The sequence below is a fragment of the Dactylosporangium sp. CS-033363 genome, from assembly GCF_050942475.1.
Lineage (GTDB): Bacteria > Actinomycetota > Actinomycetes > Mycobacteriales > Micromonosporaceae > Dactylosporangium.
The window spans coordinates 7,547,430-7,566,434 of sequence record NZ_CP192032.1; the positions used below are offsets into that span (position 1 = coordinate 7,547,430).

The following is a 19,005-nucleotide window of genomic DNA, read 5'->3' on the forward strand; positions in this document are numbered from 1 at the left end:
GTCGAACCTACTTGCGCAGCCCCTTCACGCGCACCTTGAACGACATCGCGGGACCGGGTGTCGGTGCGGTCTTCGTCACCAGGGTGTAGTCCGGCGACTCGAGCTCCAGGTCGAGCCTGTGGAACAGCCGGGCCATCGCCAGGGCCATCTGCACGTCGGCGAAGCTCTTGCCGAGGCAGGTGTGCGGCCCGCGGCCGTACGGCGAGTACGCCCCCGGCTGCAGGTGCTCGGCCCGCGGCTTCTCGAAGCGCGTGATGTCGAACTTCGCGGGCTCGGCGAAGTACTCCTCCATGAAGTGCGGGACGGTCGTGCCGATGTACACCATCTCGCCCTCCTTGATCGCGTGCCCGGCGAACTCGAAGTCGCGGGTGGCGGTGCGGATCAGGGTCACCGCGACCGGGTACAGCCGCATGGTCTCCATCAGCGCGTACCGCGTCGCCGGCAGCTTGCGCACGTCGTCCTCGGTCACCGGCCCGCCGCCGTCGAACAGCGCGTCGGCCTCGGCCCGGATCCGCGCGAGGACCTCGGGGTGCTTGAGCACCGCGTAGACGAACGCCGCCGTGGTGTTCGCGACCGTGTCCAGCCCCGCCACATAGGGCCCGGTCAGGGTCATCACCAGGTCCTCGGCCGGCACCACGCCGGGCCGGTTCAGGTGGGCGTCGATGAGGTCCTCGACGAGGTTGCGCTCGGCCTCCGGGGTCTGCCCGTGGCGCGCCTTCAGGTCCGCGGCCATCTTGTCGCCGAGCTCGAAGACACGAGCCTTGGCCTTCTGGTACTTCGGGTTCCTGAGCAGAATCCGCGGGCGCTGCTTGGTGACGAGGACATTCAGCACGTACAACGTCAGCAGCCGGATGTCGGGCACGTACTCGCGGGGCGCGCTGCCGGTGAGCAGCTCGCCCAGTTGCTCGGTGACCAGGTACTGCATGCCCTGCACCACCGGCACCGCGCTGCCGGGCTTCCAGTCCCGCTCGAGCACCCGGTCGGTGATCTCCAGCAGCTCGGGCACGCGGCCCTTGATGGCGTCGCGGGAGTACCCGCGGCGCATCAGCTCGCGCAGCTCCTTGTGGCTCTCGCCGTCCTCGCCGGTGATCGTGCGGGTCGCGCCGTACTCGTCGACCATGCCCTGCCAGAACTCCTTGGAGCGCAGGCACTCCCGGCCCTCGCGCGAGTTCATGAAGTCGGCCGCGGCCGCTCCCGCCAGCACCGTGTACGTCCGGCCCAGCAGCTTCATCCGGAAGACCGGCCCGTGCTCGCGGTACGCCTTCACCAGGAAGGCGCACGGGTCCTTGCCCATCTCGAGCGCGCTGCCGAAAATCGGCACGCCCTTCACCGTCGGCGTCGGCCTGGCCGGCGCCGCATTCGTGATCGTCATATTGTCCCGCCCCCTTGTCCGATGATCAGGCTATCGAACACGATCGTTTTAGGGTGCCCCGCGCGTTACTGGTTGGTGACGAACGGCTACCCAACCCGTTCAGCCCCCGCGCGATTGCCGGTCATGTGTCCTTGTTACGGTCGTTTTTCATGCGGGATCTCACTGCTTTCGTCGCCGGCCTGCCGAAGGTCGAGCTGCACGTGCACCACGTCGGTTCGGCCGCCCCCGCGACGGTCGCCCGCCTGGCCGAGCGCCACGCCGGCAGCACCCCGGTCCCGGCCGACCCGCTGCTGCTCGCCGAATACTTCACGTTCACGGACTTCGCGCACTTCATCGAGGTGTACCTCTCCGTCGTCGACCTGATCCGCGACGCCGAGGACGTGGCCACGCTGACGTACGACATCGGGGCGGGCCTGGCCGCGCAGAACGTGCGGTACGCCGAGCTGACCCTGACCCCGTACTCGTCGATCACGCGCGGCATCCCGGCCGAGGCGTACTGCGAGGCCGTCGAGGACGCCCGCGCCCGCGTCGCCCGCGACCACGGCACCGAACTGCGCTGGTGCTTCGACATCCCGGGCGAGGCCGGCCTCCCATCGGCCGACGTGACCCTGGAGACGGCGCTGAAGCACCGCCCCGACGGCCTGGTGAGCTTCGGCCTCGGCGGCCCGGAGCGCGGCGTCCCCCGCGAGCAGTTCGCCCCCCACTTCGCCCAGGCCCGCGCGGCCGGCCTGCGCAGCGTGCCGCACGCCGGCGAGTCGACCGGCCCCGAGACCGTCTGGGACGCCCTGCGCCACCTGGGCGCCGAGCGCATCGGCCACGGCATCGCCTCCGCGTCCGACCCGCTGCTGATGGCCCACCTGGCCGAGCACGACATCGCCCTGGAGGTCTGCCCGACCTCGAACGTCTGCACCCACTCGGTCCCGTCGCTGGCCGAACACCCGCTGCCGGCCCTGATCGCCGCCGGCGTCCCGGTCACCATCAACTCCGACGACCCGCCGATGTTCTCCACGACCCTGAACCAGGAGTACCTGGTCGCTGCGGCCCTGCTGAACCTGGACGAGCACGGCGTCGCCCACCTGGCCCGCCAGGGCGTGCGCTACTCGTTCCTGGACGAGCCCCGCAAGGCTTCGCTGCTGGCCGAGATCGACGCCTACACCGAGGCGGCCACGAAGTAGGTCCGCCCTCCGTCCCCTGTGAGACGTCCGTAGTTGGCGGCCGGCGACCCGGCGAGCTCCCACGTGACCGCCGTCCACCCGGCGCGCGCGAAGAGCCCCCGCGGGTCGTCGGTGCAGAACCCGGCCGCGCCCGGCACCCGCAGCAGCCCGGTGCCGAACACGTCGGCCAGGAACCGCCCGCCGCCGCCCGACAGCCCGGCCGCCCGCGCGAGCACCCTGTCCACCGCGTCCGGGCTCAGGTGGAACAGCAGCCCCTCGGCCACCCACAGCACCGGCGCACCCTCGTCCAGCCCGGGAATACTCCAGTCCGCCGTGCCGAGGTCGGCCGCCACCTCGCGCCGCCCGCAGACCGGCTCTTGGGGGATGCGGGCCCGCTTGTCGCCGAGCGCGCCGGGCCGGTCGACCTCGAAGACGACGGTGGCCGGGTCGAGCGGCAGCCGCCACGCCCGGGTGTCCAGGCCGGCCCCGAGCAGCACGACCTGCGGCGCCGCGGCGGCGAGGACGGCGTCGTCGAAGTAGCGCGTCCGCACCGGAAGATACGGGTTCTCCGCCCCGGCGCCGGTCCCGGCGGCCAGGTCCGCGGCCCACGGGTCGTCGAACAGCCGGTCGCCGCGCGCCGACTCCCGCGCCCGCGCCGCCGCCGTCCAGCGCGCGGACGGATCAGCCATGGGGGCGCACCCGCTGCAGTTGCACCCCGAAACCGTAGACGCCGAAATGGGCGACGCCGGCCAGGTACATCCGCAGGCCCGCCGACGGGTGGTAGACCCGGCCGCCGTCGAGCAGTTCGCGGGCCAGGTCCGCCCAGCGCACGAACGTCCAGTCCTGGAACTCGTAGTCGTGCCGCACGCGGGACTCGATGATCGCGTTGAGCTCCGCCCTCGTCAGGCCGAGGGTCACGACCGCGGCCAGGGCGCAGTTGAGGATGTCGGCCTCGAGGAAGACGGCCAGGAACCGCGCCTGGGCGGCGGTGGCCTCCGCCTCGGACAGGCCGAGCTCCTCGCGCAGCATCCGGCGCGCCCAGTGCCCGACGACCTCGGTCGGGGCGAGGTTCAGGTCCTCCTCGCCGAGCCGCTCCTCGATCGAGACGGACCAGGCCTCCTTGTAGTGGAAGACCTTCGTGCTGCGCTGGGTGAGCAGCACGTGCCCGTCGACGGTGGCGACCACGGCGTGCAGGCAGAACGAGTGCGCGAAGCCGACGCTGCCCCGGGTGACCAGCGCCCGCACGAACGCCCGGCGGTCGTCCTCGTGCTTGGCCACGTTGGTGGCGAAGTACGCGGTCTCGGCGTACTTGTTCGCGGCCACGGTCAGGTCCAGCTCGGGCCGGTCGGAGAACGCGGTCGGGTCGGCACACAGCTGATAGCTCGTGCCGGTCCGCACCTCCCGCGCGTGGTCCGTCGCCAGCCAGCGGCGAAACGGCGCGGCGAGCTCGCGGCTCATCCGGTACGGCGCCGGCCGCTGCTTGACGGTGATCTCCTCCGCGCGCCAGCCGCCGGGCTTCGGGCAGTACTGCAGCACGAGCTGGCTGCCCCAGGCGATCCGGCCGGGCGGAAAGACCGGGCGGAGGATGCGGTACAGCCGGTTGGGCAGGGCCAGCAGGCGGTAGCGCAGGGTGGGGATCTCGTCCACGGTGACTCCGGCGGTCCGGCGACGATCCTGACCGCCGGTGCGTGGCGGCACGCACAGCGTAGTCGGGAGCGCCAATGTGCCGGAGCCGGGTGCGGGCGGGGCCTCAGTGCTTGCAGGTGCCGCAGGTGCCGAAGATCTCCAGGGTGTGGCTCACGTCGGTGAAGCCGTGCTCCTCGCCGATGCGGTCGGCCCAGCGTTCGACCGCCGGGCCCAGGACCTCGACCGTGCGGCCGCAGCCGCGGCAGACGAGGTGGTGGTGATGGCGGTCACTGCAGCGGCGGTAACGAGTGTCACTGCCGGGGACCTGCATCACGTCGATCTCGTTGGTCTCGGCGAGGAGTTGCAGGGTGCGGTACACGGTCGTGAGGCCCACGTTCGCGCCGCGCTCGCGCAGCATGACGTGCAGCTCCTGGGCGCTGTAGAAGCCGTCGACGGAGCCCAGCAGCGACATCACGGCGTCGCGCTGCCTGGTGTTGCGGCGGACGGGGTGCGTCTCCAGGTCGTGGGCGTGGTCGTTCACCCGTCGAGCTTAGCGTAGCCTTATTCGGTTGGGCCTCCCCCGGAAAGATGCCCGTCAGCCTGCGGCGTAAGCAGGGGATCTCGGTCGCGGGCCGAAACCTGGGCCGCGTAGGCTGACGCCGAAACCAAACACTTGTACGTGTGATTCGCACACGCTGGGGGGAGCAAGGAAGTGGCCCAGGGAGCAACGGTCGCCTCAGGGGGAGGCGCGCCGGCGGCGCCTGACAAGCTCGATGCCGCCGTATTCAAGATCGCGGGCGTGGTCGTGCTCGGCGCGATCATGTCGATCCTCGACGTGACGGTCGTCAGCGTGGCGATCCCGACGTTCATGGACAAGTTCGACGCCACCTACGCCAAGGTCGCGTGGACCATGACCGGCTACACGCTGGCGCTGGCCACGGTGATCCCGCTGTCCGGGTGGGCGGCGGACCGGTTCGGCACCAAACGGCTGTACATGCTCGCCCTGTTCCTGTTCACCGTGGGCTCCGGGCTGTGCGCCACCGCCGACTCGATCAACCAGCTGATCGGCTACCGGGTGCTGCAGGGCCTCGGCGGCGGCATGCTGATGCCGATCGGCATGACGATCATGACCCGGGCGGCCGGGCCGCAGCGGATCGGTCGGCTCATGGCCGTCCTCGGTATTCCGATGCTGCTGGGCCCGATCGGCGGCCCGATCCTCGGCGGCTGGCTGATCGACGTGGCGAGCTGGCACTGGATCTTCCTGATCAACCTGCCGATCGGCCTCGTCGCGCTGGTCTACGCGCAGTTCGCGCTGCCGAAGGACCACACCGAGCCGTCGGAGTCGTTCGACTTCCTCGGCATGCTGATGCTCTCGCCGGGTCTGGCGCTGTTCCTCTTCGGCGTGTCGTCGCTGCCGGAAGAGAAGACGATGAGCTCGAACAAGGTGTGGATCCCGATGCTGATCGGGGCCGTGCTGGTGATCAGCTTCATCGTGTACTCGTTCAAGCCGAAGCACCCGCTGCTCGACCTGCGGCTGTTCAAGAACCGCAACCTGTCGGTGGCCTCGCTCTCGCTGTTCGTGTTCATCATCGCGTTCATGGGCGCCGGCCTGCTCTTCCCGAGCTACTGGCTGCAGGTGCGCGGCGAGTCGACGCTGGACGCGGGCCTGCTCATGGCCCCGCAGGGCATCGGCGCGATGCTGACCATGCCGATCGCCGGCATGCTGGCCGACAAGCTGCCCGTCGGGCGGACGGTGCCGTTCGCGATGGCGCTCATCGCCGTCGGGTTCTTCTCGTTCACCCAGGTCGAGCCGGACACGTCGTTCCTGCTGCTGGAGGGCTCGCTGTTCGTGATGGGCCTGGGCATGGGCGGCACGATGATGCCGATCATGACCTCGGCGCTGAAGACGTTGACCGGCAAGGACGTCGCCCGCGGCTCCACGCTGGTGAACATCCTGCAGCAGATCGGCGGCTCGGTCGGCGGTGCGGTCATGTCGGTCATCCTGACCAGCAAGACCAGCGACGCCCCGAAGGTGCCCGGCACGACGAACCCGGCGACGGGTGAGCCGCTGAGCATCACCGACCTGGCCGTCATCTCGCACTCGAACCCGGACATCGCCAAGATGCCGGGCGGCCCGGGCCTGATCGACCAGGGCCTGCACTTCCTGTCGGACTCGTTCGCGACGACGTTCTGGGTCGGCTTCATCCTGGTGCTGTGCACGTTCATCCCGATCGCCTTCCTGCCGCGCAAGAAGGAGGTCTCGCACCTGAACGACGACCAGGCCGAGGCCGCGCCAGTGATGATCCACTAGGCAAGCGCACGCAAAGGGGAGCCGGCGAGTCCGGCTCCCCTTTTTGTTGTCACGCCGCCGGTACGTCGCCGAGCGCGGCGAAGACCCGCTTGCCCTCGGCCCGGGCCTGCGCCACCATCTCGTCCGCGCCCGCGGAGGGCCCGCCGATGCGCAGGACCGCGTCGCAGCGCTCCAGCAGCCGGGACGAGATCGGGTGGAAGATCTCGTCGAACACCGGGTCGCCGACGCCCCCGGAGCCGGCCCGCTCGATGAGCGGCAGCGCCAGGGCCTCCCCCGTCACCGGCAGGTGCCCGGCCCGGAAGAGTTCGACGGCGGCATCGTGCATGGCGTCGACGTTGGCCCGCAGCCGGGCCGGGTCGTCGCCGGTGCCGGAGCGGTACGGGCCGGCCACGAGAATCATCATGCGGAAGCTCCTTCAGCGAGGACGAGGGACACGCCGGCCTCACGGACGGCGTCAAGGACCGGCGAAGCAGGAGAACCGTCGGTGACGAACGTGTCGACGGCGGACAGCGGCGCCACCCGGGCGAAGGCCTGGACGCCCAGCTTGGTGTGGTCGGCCACCACGACGGTCCGCCCGGCCCGGCGCAGCGCGGCCCGCTTCACCGCCGCGTCGTCGAGGTCGAACTCCGACCAGCCGAGGTCGGGATGCACCGCCCCGATCGACATCACGAACGTGTCGAAGCGCAGCTGATCGAGGGCGCTCAGCGCGAGCGGCCCGACCAGGCTGCGCTCCCCCGCCCGCGACTCCCCGCCGATGACGAGCAGCCTGATGCCGGGCTGATCCGCCAGCCGTACCGCGGCCTGCAGGCTCAGCACCGCCACCGTCAGCGGCGCCCGGGCGATCAGGTGCGGGGCCAGCTCGGCGGTGGTCGTCCCGGCGTCGAGCAGCACGGTGCCACCCGGCTCGATGAGCTCCGCCGCGGCCCGGCCCAGCCGCGCCTTGGCCGCCGACGACCAGCGCTCCCGCACCGCGAACCCGGCCGCCTCGGCCGGCACGTCGAGCGCGACCGCCCCGCCCCGGACCCGCCGCACGAGCCCCTGCTCCTGCAGCTGGTCGAGGTCGCGGCGCACGGTCATCTCGGACACCCCGAGCCGCTCGGCGAGCTCAGCGAGGCCGAGGCGGCCGCTGCCGCGGACGAGGCGCAGGGTCAGGTCGAGCCGATCCGGTACGGGCACAAAACCGAATCTAACAGCGATCTAACAGATCTCACAAGAACCTAACGCCGACCGGCGAGCAACGGCGGCTGCACCGGCGGCGCGTCGGGAAGCTTCGGGCCGCGCAGGGTCGCGTAGGTCAGCAGGCCGAGCGGGATGATGATCCAGCAGGACAGCAGCCGGTACACGAGCATCGCCGCCGCCGCCGGCCCGTGCCCGGCCCCCGCCGAGACCAGCCCGGCCAGCAGCGCCACCTCCACCACGCCGATGCCCCCGGGGCTGAGCGGCACCTGCCGCACGAGCTGCACCGTGAGGTACACCGTGGCCAGCCGCACCAGGCTCACGTCGATGTCGAACGCGGCGGCCGTCGCGGCCAGGCAGGCGAAGTCCAGGCCCCAGTTGACGGTCGCGTGCACGAGCGAGAGCACCCACGAGCGCTTCGGCAGCCCGTGCAGGTCGTCCCACGTGCGCCGCACGGCCGCCTTCGACCGGGCCACCCAGCCGCCGGCAACAACGAAATCCTCGTCCAGGTCGGGCGGTGGGACCGGATGGCGGGGCGAGAGCAGGAAGTCGAGGCCGAAGGTCAGGCCGGCGATCACGAGCATCGCGATGACGACGATGAGGGTGTCGGTGTTGCCGGTGGCGCCGCCGCGCGGGATGAGCACCACCGCGCCGTACATGAGCAGCAGCGCGACCCCGGACAGCACGCCGGACAGCACCGCCACGGCCCCCGCGGTGCGCCTGGTCGCCCCGGCCGTGCGGAACTGGCGGAACGCGAACCCGGCCGACACCGCGGACCCCGCGGGCAGGCTGAAGGAGATGGCCGAGCGCGTGAACGTGACGGCGATCGCCCGCGGTACCGACATCGCCACCCCGAACCCCGCCAGCAACCGCCGCTGCTGGAGCGCGAAGTGCCGCAGGGACGTCAGCTCGGCGACCGCGGCGAGCACCAGCCACCACGGCTTGGCCGAGCGCAGCACGTCGGCCGTCTGACTCAGGTCCGGCAGGTTCTTGCGCAGCGTGATCCCGGCGACGGCCAGCACCAGCAGCAGGCCGGAGACCCGCAGCACGGTCCTGCGTCGCTTGCTCACGAGATCACCATCCCACTGTGAGGGTGCAGAAGCCCTGAAGTGTGCAACGAAACACTGCGTGGCAATCTGGTGGTCATGAAGCGGCTGTCCCAGGTCGACCAGGACGACACCCTGCCGAAGGCCGAGGCCCTGGAGCGCCTCGAGGCGGCCCAGGAGCGGCTGCTGCGCCTGCGGCTGACCCTCGGCGGGCAGATCGGCGAGCACAAGCTCGGCCCGCCGCTGTGCGTGGTGTTCGAGGGCTGGGACGCCTCCGGCAAGGGCGGCAGCATCAAGCGCCTCGTCGACCACCTCGACCCCAGGCACGTGCGCGTGTCGCAGTTCGCCGCGCCGACCTTCGACGAGAAGCGGCACCACTTCCTGTGGCGGTTCTGGCCCGTGCTGCCCGGCTGGGGCGGGATGACGGTGCTGGACCGCTCCTGGTACGGCCGGGTGCTGGTCGAGCGCGTCGAGGGCTTCGCCACCGAGGACCAGTGGCGGCGCGCGTACGACGAGATCGTCGAGTTCGAGCGCACGCTGACCGCCGAGGGCATGATCCTCGTCAAGATCTGGATGCACATCTCCAGCAAGGAGCAGCTGCGCCGGTTCAACAGCCGGGCGGACGACCCGCTGCGGCAGTGGAAGCTGACCGACGAGGACTGGCGCAACCGCAAGAAGCGGCCGCAGTACAAGGAGGCGGTCGAGGAGATGCTCGCCCGCACCGACCATCCGACGGCCCCGTGGCACGTCGTGGCGGCCGACGACAAGCCCACCGCACGCGTGCGGGTGGTCGAGATCGTGTGCCAGGCGATCGAACACGGTTTGAAAACCGCTGGGTGAGGTGATGAGGTCGGCATGGACGACATCACCGCGCTCATCCTGGACGACCACGCCGCCTTCCGCCGGGGCTTCGCGCGCCTCGACGACACCGAGGGCGAGGAGCAGCTCGCCGCGGTCTGGGACGCGCTCGCGCTGCACCTGGAGATCCACGCCGAGGCCGAGGAGCGGATCCTGTACCCGCACCTGCTGCGCCAGCACACCGAGGAGGCCGAGGAGGAGACCGACGACGCGATCCGCGACCACAACAAGATCCGCGACGCGATCGATGCGGCCAAGGAGCACACCGCCGGCTCCGAGGCGTGGTGGAAGGCGGTCTGGGACGCCCGCAAGGAGAACAGCGAGCACCTGACCGAGGAGGAGGACGAGGTCCTGCCCGACTTCCGCAAGCACGCGAAGATGGAGCTGCGCATCGAGCTCGGCGAGCAGTGGCTGACCTTCTACGGCGAGCACCCCAGCGGCAAGGGCCTGACGTTCCGCGACAAGGACCCCGAGCGGTTCATTCAGGAGAACAGCTGACCGGTCAGGGCATGATGTCCGGGTGAAGCGTGCGCGTATCCCGGACTGGTTCGCCGGCGGGCTGATGGTCGTGGCGGTCCTGTGTGCCGTCGCCGCGGTCAGCGTGGCGCTCGGCGCCCGGGTCCACCCGGTCCGGGCCAGCATCGACGCGCTGCTCGTGCCCGCGCCCGCCAACGTCGGCTACGCGGCCTTCCTGGTCACCCTCGCGGCCGGCGTGCACAACCGCAAGCGGATCACGTTCTGGCTGCTCGGCATCATCTTCGCGGTCCAGGGCCTGTACGACGTGTTCGTCCTGTCGGACCTGGGCGAGCGCGGCGAGGAGGCGCACGAGCTGCACCTGCCCTTCCACGGGATGACCGCGGCGGCGGTGAACCTCGCGGTGACCCTGGTGCTGCTGGCGGTGCTGTGGTTCGCGCGGTCGCAGTTCGACGCCAAGGTCCAGCCGGCCAGCCTGCCCAAGGCCCTGGCGACGCTGGTGATCCTGCTGGCCGCGTTCACGGTCGTCGGGTGGGGCCTGGTGGAGCTGTTCCCGGGCTCGCTGGGGCACGGCGTGCAGCGGCTGCTGTACAGCGGCAGGATCGTCCTGGGCGGCGCGTTCGGCTTCGACGTGGGCCGGCACGGGCGCGCGCCCGGCTGGGTCAACCTGGTGCTCGGCGTGTTCGGCGCGATCGCGCTGTTCGCCGCCCTGTTCGCGCTGCTGCGCTCGCAGCGGATGATCGCCTCGCTGGACGAGGACGAGGAGCGCACGGTGCGCCGGCTGCTGGCCGAGCACGGCGAGCGGGACTCGCTGGGGTACTTCGCGACCCGCCGCGACAAGGAGGTCATCGTCTCGCCGTCGGGGCGCTCGGCGATCACCTACCGCGTGGTCTTCGGCGTCTCGCTCGCCAGCGGCGACCCGCTCGGCGACCCCGACTCCTGGCCGCCGGCGATCGAGGCGTGGCTGAAGGAGGCCCGGGAGTACGCCTGGACGCCCGCCGTGATGGGCGCGAGCGAGGAGGGCGCGACCGCGTACGCGCGCGGCGGCCTGCGCGTGATCGAGCTGGGCGACGAGGCGATCCTGCACGTGCGCGACTTCGACCTCGACGCGCCGCGGCTGCGCCAGGTCCGCCAGGCGGTGCACCGGGTCGAGCGGGCCGGGTACACCGTGCGCATCCGGCGGCACGCCGACATCCCGGCCGAGGAGATGGACCGGATCATCGAGCTGGCCGGGGCCTGGCGCGACACCGAGACCGAGCGCGGCTTCTCGATGGCCCTGGGGCGCCTGGGCGACCCGAACGACGGCCGGTGCGTGCTCGTCGAGGCGCACGACGCGGCCGGGCGCGAGGTGGCGCTGCTGTCGTTCACGCCGTGGGGGGCGGGCGGGCTGTCGCTGGACCTCATGCGCCGCGACCGGCAGTCCGACAACGGCCTGATCGAGACCATGGTGGCCACCCTCATGCGGGAGGCGCCGCGGATCGGCGTGCACCGGGTGTCGCTGAACTTCGCGGTGTTCCGGGCGGTGTTCGAGGAGGGCGCGCGGATCGGCGCCGGGCCGGTGCTGCGGCTGTGGCGGGCGCTGCTGCTGCTCGCCTCGCGCTGGTTCCAGCTGGAGTCGCTGTACCGCTCGAACGTGAAGTACAACCCGCAGTGGCTGCCCCGGTTCCTGTGCTTCGAGGACGTGCGGGACCTGGCCAAGGTCGGGCTCGCCTCCGGCGTGGCGGAGGGCTTCGTGGTCGTACCGTCCCTGCGCACCCTGTTGCGCCGGGGCAAGGCGACGCCGTTCGCCGAGGACCGCCGCGAGCTGGTGCTGAGCGAGTCCGAGCTGGCCGCCGCGCTGGCGCCCGCGCCGATGGCGGCCCACCGCAGGCGGCCGGAGCAGGTGCGCATCCGCATCGCCAAGCTCGACGTGCTGCGGGCCTCGGGGATCGAGCCGTACCCGCCCGGCTTCGCCCGCACCCACAGCGTGACCCAGATCCGGGCCGCCCACCCGGAGCCGGGCCCGGACACGCGCACCGGCGACCGGGTCGCGCTGGCGGGGCGGGTGGTGCGGCTGCGCGACCACGGCGCGCTGTGCTTCGCCACCCTGCGGGACTGGACCGGCGACCTGCAGGTGGTGCTGACGGGGATGCCCGGCTTCGCCGCCACCGTCGACCTCGGCGACCACGTCGGCGTCACCGGCGAGGTCGGCACCACCCGGCGCGGCGAGCTGTCGGTGTTCGCCGACGCGTGGGAGCTGACCGCGAAGTGCCTGCAGCCGTTGCCGGACAAGCACAAGGGCATGGCCGACCCGGAGACGATGGTCCGCCGCCGGCACGTCGACCTCATCGTCAACCAGCCCGCCCGGGACATGGTGCGCACCCGCTCGGCGGTGTCGTTCGCGCTGCGCCGGGTGCTGCACGGGCACGCCTACGTCGAGGTCGAGACGCCGGTGCTGCAGCCGATCCACGGCGGGGCCAACGCGCGGCCGTTCGTGACCCACAGCAACGCCTACGACATGCGGCTGTACCTGCGGATCGCGCCGGAGCTGTACCTCAAGCGGCTGGCCGTGGGCGGCGTCGAGCGGGTCTTCGAGATCGGCCGCAACTTCCGCAACGAGGGCGTCGACGCGACCCACAACCCCGAGTTCACGATGCTGGAGGCCTACGAGGCGTACGGCGACTACACCACCATGCGCGGCCTGGTCCGCGAGCTGATCCTGGCGGCCGCCGGCGACGAGCCGGTGCTGCGCCGGGAGTTCCGCGGCGAGCAGCGGGTGGTCGACCTGCGCGAGGAGTGGCCGGTGGTGCCGGTCTACACGGCGGTTTCGGAGGCCGCCGGCACCCCGGTGACGCCGGATTCGTCCGTACCCGAACTGCGCGACCTGGCCGACAAGCTCGCCGTGCACTGGCTCGAGGCGTGGACCCACGGGCAGCTGGTGCTGGAGCTGTACGAGCACCTGGTCGAGGGCAGCACGGTACGGCCGACGTTCTACACCGACTTCCCGGTCGACGTCTCCCCGCTGACCCGCCAGCACCGCGCGGACCCGCGCCTCGCCGAGCGCTGGGACCTGGTGGCGTTCGGGATGGAGCTCGGCACGGCGTACACGGAGCTCGTCGACCCGGTCGAGCTGCGGGCCCGGCTGACCGCGCAGTCGCTGCGGGCGGCGGCGGGCGACCCGGAGGCGATGGAACTCGACGAGGACTTCCTCGAAGCGTTCGAGTTCGCCATGCCGCCCAGCGGCGGGCTCGGGCTCGGCGTCGACCGCCTCGTCATGCTGCTGACCGGCCGGACGATCCGGGAGACCCTTCCGTTTCCGCTTGTCAAGCCCGAGCGCTAGACTGGAATGGTTAAAGATTGTTTAGCAGCAAGCATCGAAGGGGAACACAGGCCGAATGGCCGATGAGAGCCCCACGCTGGACCTCCTCGAACGGCTGGCGGCCGCGTCCGACCGGATGACGATCGACGCGCTCAGCCGGCAGATCGGGCTGCCCGAGCCGCTCCTGCGCCTGCGGCTGGCCAAACTCGTGGCCCGCGGCTGGGTCGACGCCGACGCCGAGGGCATGTCCTACGCGATCGGCGTGGCCGCGCTGCGGCCGATCAGCGCGTACCTCTCCGCCGACCGCACCGCCCGGCTGGCCGGGCCGATCCTCAACCGGCTGCGCGACCAGCTCGACGAGACGATCCGGCTGGTCCGCCTGGACGGCCCCGAGGTCGTGTGCCTGGCCTCGCGCGAGGCCCCCGACGACACCGCCGGGCCGATGGTCGGGCGGCGCTTCCCGGCGATCACCGCGGCCAGCGGGCGGGCCATCCTCGCCGCCCGGGACCCGGCCGAGGTCGAGGCGATCATCACCGCCGGGGTCGAGGCGATCACCAGCGACTCGGTGGTCGAGCGGGCCGAGCTCTACGCCGCCCTGGCCGACTGCCGCGAGCGCGGGGTCGCCTACGAGCGCGGCGAGCTCGTGCCGGGCGTGGGCTGCCTCGCCGCGGCCGTGCACGTGGACGGCCTGCCGGTCACCGACGCGATCAGTTGCGGCGTGCCCCTCGCGCGGCTGACCCCGGACCACGCCGACGACATCGCGGCGGGCCTGCGCCGCGCGGCCGACGAGATCGCCATCGCCCTTCTCGGCTGAATCCGGCATTTGCGGAGCTTCTTCGCTTTTAGCATGGCGCTATGGACGTCGAGCGGATCGACCTGCCCGGGATCGGGACGAGCCACGTGGTCAGGACCGCGCGCGGCCGGCGGATCGGCATCGTGTCGCACCGCAGCGGCCGGCGGGACCTCGTGGTGTACGACAAGGCCGACCCGGACACCAGCGTCGTCTCCGTGGCCCTCAACGCCGACGAGGCGAACGCCCTGGCGGAGTACCTCGGCACCGCCAGGATCGTGGAGCACCTCGCCGAGATGCAGCGCCAGGTCGCCGGGCTGGTCACCGAGCAGCTGGTGATCGCCCCGGGCTCGCCCTACGCCGGGCGGACGCTCGGCGACACCAGGGCCCGCACCCGCACCGGCGCGTCGATCGTGGCGGTGGTGCGCGGCGACGAGGTGATCGCCAGCCCGCGGCCGGACTTCGGGCTGCGGGCCCAGGACCTGATCGTCACGGTCGGCACCGCGGCCGGGGTGGACGGCGTCGCCGCGCTGCTCACCGACGGGTAGCGCCGTGCCGCACGACACGATCCTGGTCGAACTCGGCGCCGTCATCCTCGCCCTCGGGCTGCTCGGCGCCGTGTCGCTGCGGTTCTCGATCTCGCCGATCCCGCTGTACCTGATCGCCGGGCTGGCCTTCGGGGCCGGCGGGGTGCTGCCGCTGAGCACCAGCACGGAGTTCATCTCCGCCGGGGCCAAGATCGGCGTGATCCTGCTGCTGTTCACGCTCGGCCTGGAGTACACCGCGCCGGAGCTCGTCGGCACCCTGCGCTCCTCGGCCCCGGCCGGCCTGGCCGACCTCGTGCTCAACGCGGCGCCCGGGGTGGCGGCGGCGCTCATCCTGGGCTGGGGCCCGGTGGCCGCGGTCGCGCTCGGCGGGGTCACCTACGTGACGTCGTCCGGGATCACCGCCAAGGTCCTCGGCGACCTGGGCTGGCTCGGCAACCGCGAGACCCCGGCGGTGCTGTCGCTGCTGGTCTTCGAGGACCTCATGATGGCCCTCTACCTGCCGATCCTGACCGCCCTGCTGGCCGGCGTGGGGCTGCTGGGCGGGACCGCGGCCATCGCGCTCGCCGTCGCCGCGATCAGCTTCGTGCTGCTCGTCGCGCTGCGCTTCGGCGGGATCGTGGAGCGCTTCGTGGCCAGCGACAGCGACGAGGTGCTCCTGCTCAAAGTGCTCGGTCTGACGGTACTGGTGGCCGGCGCCGCCGAGCTGCTGCAGGTCTCCGCCGCGGTCGGGGCGTTCCTGGTCGGCATCGCGCTGTCCGGCCCGCTCGCGCACACGGCGCGGCAGCTGCTGACCCCGCTGCGGGACCTGTTCGCGGCGGTGTTCTTCGTCTTCTTCGGCCTGCAGACCGACCCGCGGGCGCTGCCGCCGGTGCTCGGCGTGGCCGCGCTGCTCGCCTTCGCCGGGATCGTCACCAAGCTCGCCACCGGCTGGTACGCCGCGCGCCGGGCCGGGGTCGCGCTGACCGGCCGGGTGCGGGCCGGGGCGGCGCTGCTCCCCCGCGGCGAGTTCAACATCGTCATCGCGGGCCTGGCCGTGGCGGCCGGCAGCCACCCGAAGCTCGGCCCGCTCGCCGCCGCATATGTGCTGATCCTGGCCGTACTGGGCCCGATCGCCGCGCGGGCCGCCGAGCCCATCGCCCGCGGGCTGAACCGGCGGCGCCGAACGGCCGTCTAAGTCTGCCCGAAATGTGGAATTTAGCTCATCTGCCGGGTTTGCCGGAGTTCACCGTGTTCGACTTCCGTCGGAGGTGCCACGGCAGCGCAGCCGTGGCGGACGACGGGGGATCACCATGTTCAAGCACAACCGGATGCTGCCCGCCATCGGCGCGGCCACGCTCCTGGCGACGCTCATCGGCGCACCCGCGAACGCGGCGGGCACCGGCCACGGCCCGGGATCGGGCAACGGCACGGGCGGCGGGGGCGCCACGTTCAGCCAGCCCAAGCACAACACCAAGGGCGGCCACGGCAACGCGAACGCGATGCCGTGCCGGGAGATGACCGTCGACGGCGGCTTCGAGACGCCGAAGCTCGGCGGCAAGGACTGGATGCAGTTCGACGAGCAGGACGTGCCCGGCTGGCGCACCGACGACCCGGACGGCAAGATCGAGATCTGGGGCGGCAGCAACATGGGCGTCATGGCCCGCTTCGGCAAGCAGTTCGCCGAGATCAACGCGACCGGCAACGGCAACTCGATCTACCAGGACATGAAGACCAAGCCGAACACGAAGATCTACTGGTCGTTCTGGATCCGGGCCCGGGACAGCTCCGACGGCAAGGACGTGGACGCGACGTCGATCCACTTCGGGCGCACCCCGCGCAACGACACGAGCGTCCTCGGGGTCGGGTCGCAGTTCGCGTACTCGAACTCCTCGGACGACGTGCGGTGGAAGCGGCTCTACGGCTGGTACAAGACCGGCCCGGGCCAGACCTCGACCCGCGTCACGCTGACGGCGGACGAGACCGCGGCGACCGACGAGGGCTACGGCAACCTCGTCGACGGCCTGACGATCACGGAAAGCCCCGACTGCATGTAAGCAACATCACCCTTTCGGGACGCCGGTCGATACTCATCGACCGGCGTCTTTCTTTGTCAAGACCGGGTGAACTTGGTCGCACCGCATAAGCCACTTCTATAAGTACGTGATACGAATTGAGCCATGCCCGCAGCTCGAACCGCATTGGATCCTGCGCGCCTGACGGTCGCCGTCGAGCGCACCTTCAGCCTCCTGCGGCAGGGCAACCCACCGAACGACATCAGTCTCACGGCCGCCTCGACGCTGCGGCGCCTGGAGCGCGAAGGACCGCGGCGGCTCACCGAGCTCGCCACCGCGGAGGGCGTGACCCAGCCCGCCATGACCCAGCTCGTGCAGCGCCTGGAGCGGGAGGGGCTGGCCGACCGGGCCGCCGACCCCGCCGACGGGCGGGCCGTGCTGGTCAGGATCACCCGGGCCGGGTCCGAGCTGCTCGTGCGCCGCCGATCGGTGCGCGCCGGAGCCCTCGAAGCCCTGCTGGCCCACGTATCCGAAGACGACCAGGCGCTGATTGCGGCCGCGCTGCCGGCGCTGGAGAGGCTCGCGAAGTGACCGACACCCTTGAAGCGCCCGGGGGCCGCACGTCAGGGTTCCGGGGAGCGCTGTCGGGTGGCAAGGACCACCCGCACTACAAGTGGGTGGCGCTGTCGAACACCACCCTCGGCATGCTCATCGCCACCATCAACTCCTCGATCGTGCTCATCTCGCTGCCGGCGATCTTCAACGGCATCCACCTCAACCCGCTCGCCCCGGGCAACGTGTCCTACCTGCTGTGGATGCTCATGGGCTACATGCTCGTCAGCGCCGTGCTCGTGGTCACGCTCGGGCGCCTCGGCGACATGTACGGCCGGGTGCGCATCTACAACCTCGGCTTCGCGCTGTTCACGATCACCTCGATCGCCCTGTCGCTCGACCCGTTCGACGGCGGCGGCGGCGCGCTGTGGCTGATCGGCTGGCGCGTCCTGCAGGCGGTCGGCGGCGCGATGCTGATGGCCAACTCGGCCGCGATCCTCACCGACGCCTTCCCGGCCGCCCAGCGCGGCATGGCCCTGGGCGTCAACATCGTGGCCGGCATCGCGGGCTCGTTCATCGGCCTGGTCCTCGGCGGCCTGCTCGCGGAGTGGAACTGGCGGGCCATCTTCTGGGTCAACGTGCCGATCGGCGTCATCGGGACCATCTGGGCGTACCGCAGCCTGCACGACACGGGCCTGCGCCGCCCCGGCCGGATCGACTGGTGGGGCAACCTCACGTTCGCCGTCGGGCTGACCGCCGTGCTGGCCGGCATCACGTACGGCATCCAGCCCTACGGCGGGCACAGCCAGGGCTGGACCAACCCGTGGGTGCTCGCGGGGCTGATCGGCGGCGTCGCCGTGCTGGGCGTCTTCACCTGGATCGAGCGGCACGTGGCCGAGCCGATGTTCCCGCTCGGCCTGTTCAAGATCCGGGCCTTCGCGTACGGCAACATCGCCGGCCTGCTCGCCGCCATCGCCCGCGGCGGCCTGCAGTTCATGCTCATCATCTGGCTGCAGGGCATCTGGCTGCCGCTGCACGGCTACACCTACGAGTCGACCCCGCTCTGGGCCGGCATCTACCTGCTGCCGCTCACCGTCGGCTTCCTCGCCGCCGGCCCGATCGCCGGGCACCTCTCGGACAAGTACGGCCCCCGGATCTTCGCGGCCGTCGGCCTGGTCGTCATGGCGCTGTCCTTCGGCGGCCTGCTGATCCTGCCGACCGACTTCGCGTACTGGGCCTTCGCGCTGCTGGTCTTCCTCAACGGCCTCGGCGGCGGCCTGTTCGCGGCCCCGAACACCTCGCTGATCATGTCCAGCGTCCCGGCCCACCTGCGCGGCGCCGCGTCGGGCATGCGGGCCACGTTCCAGAACGCCGGCATGGTGCTCTCGATCGGCGTGTTCTTCTCGCTGATGATCGCCGGCCTGTCCAGCAACCTGCCGGACTCGCTCAACAGCGGCCTGACCTCCCAGGGCGTCCCGTCCGGCGCGGCGGCCACGATCGCCTCGCTGCCGCCGGTCGGCACGCTGTTCGCCGCGTTCCTGGGCTTCAACCCGATCCAGTCCCTGCTCGGGCCGCAGTTGCTCGGCACGCTGCCGAAGGCCAACGCCGACACCTTGACGGGCCGGGAGTTCTTCCCGCACCTGGTGTCCGGCCCCTTCCACGACGGACTGGTCATCGTGTTCTGGCTGGCGATCGCGATGGCCCTCATCGGGGCCGTGGCGTCGCTGGTGAAGCCGGCCAAGCACGAGATCGAGCCGGCCGCGCAGTAGCTCGTCCCGAAAGCTCCCTCCTGTGGGAAATGGCGCCGCC

Annotated in this window: 18 protein-coding genes; 11 read left to right on the forward strand and 7 right to left on the reverse strand. The window is 71.5% G+C overall.

What is annotated here, in order from left to right:
* Positions 1–7: 7 nt before the first annotated feature.
* Positions 8–1,372: a cytochrome P450 gene (locus ACQPZ4_RS34930; RefSeq protein ID WP_433045351.1), complete on the reverse strand. Its 1,365-nt coding sequence runs from the start codon at positions 1,370–1,372 to the stop codon at positions 8–10.
* A gap of 149 nt (positions 1,373–1,521) precedes the next feature.
* On the opposite strand from ACQPZ4_RS34930, the gene ACQPZ4_RS34935 reads away from it, so the two are divergent.
* A complete protein-coding gene (locus tag ACQPZ4_RS34935; protein WP_433045354.1) occupies positions 1,522–2,547 on the forward strand; it encodes an adenosine deaminase in 1,026 nt (341 codons plus the stop codon).
* On the opposite strand, the gene ACQPZ4_RS34940 is transcribed toward ACQPZ4_RS34935, so the two are convergent.
* From ACQPZ4_RS34940 to ACQPZ4_RS34950, 3 genes are all read right to left on the reverse strand, one after another.
* The gene (locus ACQPZ4_RS34940) at positions 2,523–3,215 is read right to left on the reverse strand and encodes a class I SAM-dependent methyltransferase (protein ID WP_433045357.1); all 693 of its coding nucleotides are present in this window, start codon (positions 3,213–3,215) and stop codon (positions 2,523–2,525) included. The genes ACQPZ4_RS34935 and ACQPZ4_RS34940 overlap by 25 nt on opposite strands.
* On the reverse strand, positions 3,208–4,173 hold the full coding sequence (locus tag ACQPZ4_RS34945) for a hypothetical protein (RefSeq protein ID WP_433045360.1): 966 nt from the start codon (positions 4,171–4,173) through the stop codon (positions 3,208–3,210). The genes ACQPZ4_RS34940 and ACQPZ4_RS34945 overlap by 8 nt, the downstream gene beginning before the upstream one ends.
* Before the next feature lie 103 nt (positions 4,174–4,276).
* The gene (locus ACQPZ4_RS34950) at positions 4,277–4,624 is read right to left on the reverse strand and encodes a Fur family transcriptional regulator (protein ID WP_433066783.1); all 348 of its coding nucleotides are present in this window, start codon (positions 4,622–4,624) and stop codon (positions 4,277–4,279) included.
* 240 nt (positions 4,625–4,864) lie between these two features.
* Here ACQPZ4_RS34950 and ACQPZ4_RS34955 point away from each other — a divergent pair, with 240 nt between their 5' ends.
* Entirely contained in the window at positions 4,865–6,463 is a 1,599-nt protein-coding gene (locus ACQPZ4_RS34955) for a DHA2 family efflux MFS transporter permease subunit (RefSeq protein WP_433045363.1), read from the forward strand.
* A gap of 49 nt (positions 6,464–6,512) precedes the next feature.
* Here the strand turns inward: ACQPZ4_RS34955 and ACQPZ4_RS34960 are convergent, their stop codons facing one another.
* From ACQPZ4_RS34960 to ACQPZ4_RS34970, 3 genes are read right to left on the reverse strand one after another with little or no spacing between them, the layout of a single operon-like run.
* Entirely contained in the window at positions 6,513–6,866 is a 354-nt protein-coding gene (locus tag ACQPZ4_RS34960; protein WP_433045366.1) for a DUF4406 domain-containing protein, read from the reverse strand.
* A complete protein-coding gene (locus ACQPZ4_RS34965) occupies positions 6,863–7,639 on the reverse strand; it encodes a DeoR/GlpR family DNA-binding transcription regulator (protein ID WP_433045369.1) in 777 nt (258 codons plus the stop codon). The genes ACQPZ4_RS34960 and ACQPZ4_RS34965 overlap by 4 nt, the downstream gene beginning before the upstream one ends.
* 41 nt (positions 7,640–7,680) lie before the next feature.
* Entirely contained in the window at positions 7,681–8,709 is a 1,029-nt protein-coding gene (locus ACQPZ4_RS34970; protein ID WP_433045372.1) for a lysylphosphatidylglycerol synthase transmembrane domain-containing protein, read from the reverse strand.
* 75 nt (positions 8,710–8,784) lie between these two features.
* On the opposite strand from ACQPZ4_RS34970, the gene ACQPZ4_RS34975 reads away from it, so the two are divergent.
* From ACQPZ4_RS34975 to ACQPZ4_RS35015, 9 genes are all read left to right on the forward strand, one after another.
* Positions 8,785–9,525, forward strand: coding sequence for a polyphosphate kinase 2 family protein (locus ACQPZ4_RS34975; protein ID WP_433045375.1), 741 nt, complete (start codon positions 8,785–8,787; stop codon positions 9,523–9,525).
* Positions 9,526–9,540: 15 nt separating this feature from the next.
* Complete coding sequence (locus ACQPZ4_RS34980; protein ID WP_433045378.1) at positions 9,541–10,041, forward strand: hemerythrin domain-containing protein; 501 nt, start codon at positions 9,541–9,543, stop codon at positions 10,039–10,041.
* Between the two features lie 22 nt (positions 10,042–10,063).
* On the forward strand, positions 10,064–13,336 hold the full coding sequence (gene lysX, locus ACQPZ4_RS34985; protein ID WP_433045381.1) for a bifunctional lysylphosphatidylglycerol synthetase/lysine--tRNA ligase LysX: 3,273 nt from the start codon (positions 10,064–10,066) through the stop codon (positions 13,334–13,336).
* 55 nt (positions 13,337–13,391) lie between these two features.
* Entirely contained in the window at positions 13,392–14,129 is a 738-nt protein-coding gene (locus ACQPZ4_RS34990; protein ID WP_433045384.1) for an IclR family transcriptional regulator, read from the forward strand.
* Positions 14,130–14,170: 41 nt separating this feature from the next.
* On the forward strand, positions 14,171–14,653 hold the full coding sequence (locus tag ACQPZ4_RS34995; RefSeq protein ID WP_433045387.1) for a cation:proton antiporter regulatory subunit: 483 nt from the start codon (positions 14,171–14,173) through the stop codon (positions 14,651–14,653).
* A 4-nt stretch (positions 14,654–14,657) separates the two neighbouring features.
* Positions 14,658–15,827, forward strand: a complete 1,170-nt coding sequence (locus tag ACQPZ4_RS35000; protein WP_433045390.1) for a cation:proton antiporter — start codon at positions 14,658–14,660, stop codon at positions 15,825–15,827.
* 115 nt (positions 15,828–15,942) lie between these two features.
* Entirely contained in the window at positions 15,943–16,686 is a 744-nt protein-coding gene (locus ACQPZ4_RS35005) for a hypothetical protein (RefSeq protein WP_433045393.1), read from the forward strand.
* Between the two features lie 123 nt (positions 16,687–16,809).
* The gene (locus tag ACQPZ4_RS35010) at positions 16,810–17,235 is read left to right on the forward strand and encodes a MarR family winged helix-turn-helix transcriptional regulator (protein WP_433045405.1); all 426 of its coding nucleotides are present in this window, start codon (positions 16,810–16,812) and stop codon (positions 17,233–17,235) included.
* On the forward strand, positions 17,232–18,965 hold the full coding sequence (locus tag ACQPZ4_RS35015; protein ID WP_433045408.1) for an MFS transporter: 1,734 nt from the start codon (positions 17,232–17,234) through the stop codon (positions 18,963–18,965). The genes ACQPZ4_RS35010 and ACQPZ4_RS35015 overlap by 4 nt, the downstream gene beginning before the upstream one ends.
* The last annotated feature ends 40 nt before the right edge of the window (positions 18,966–19,005 follow it).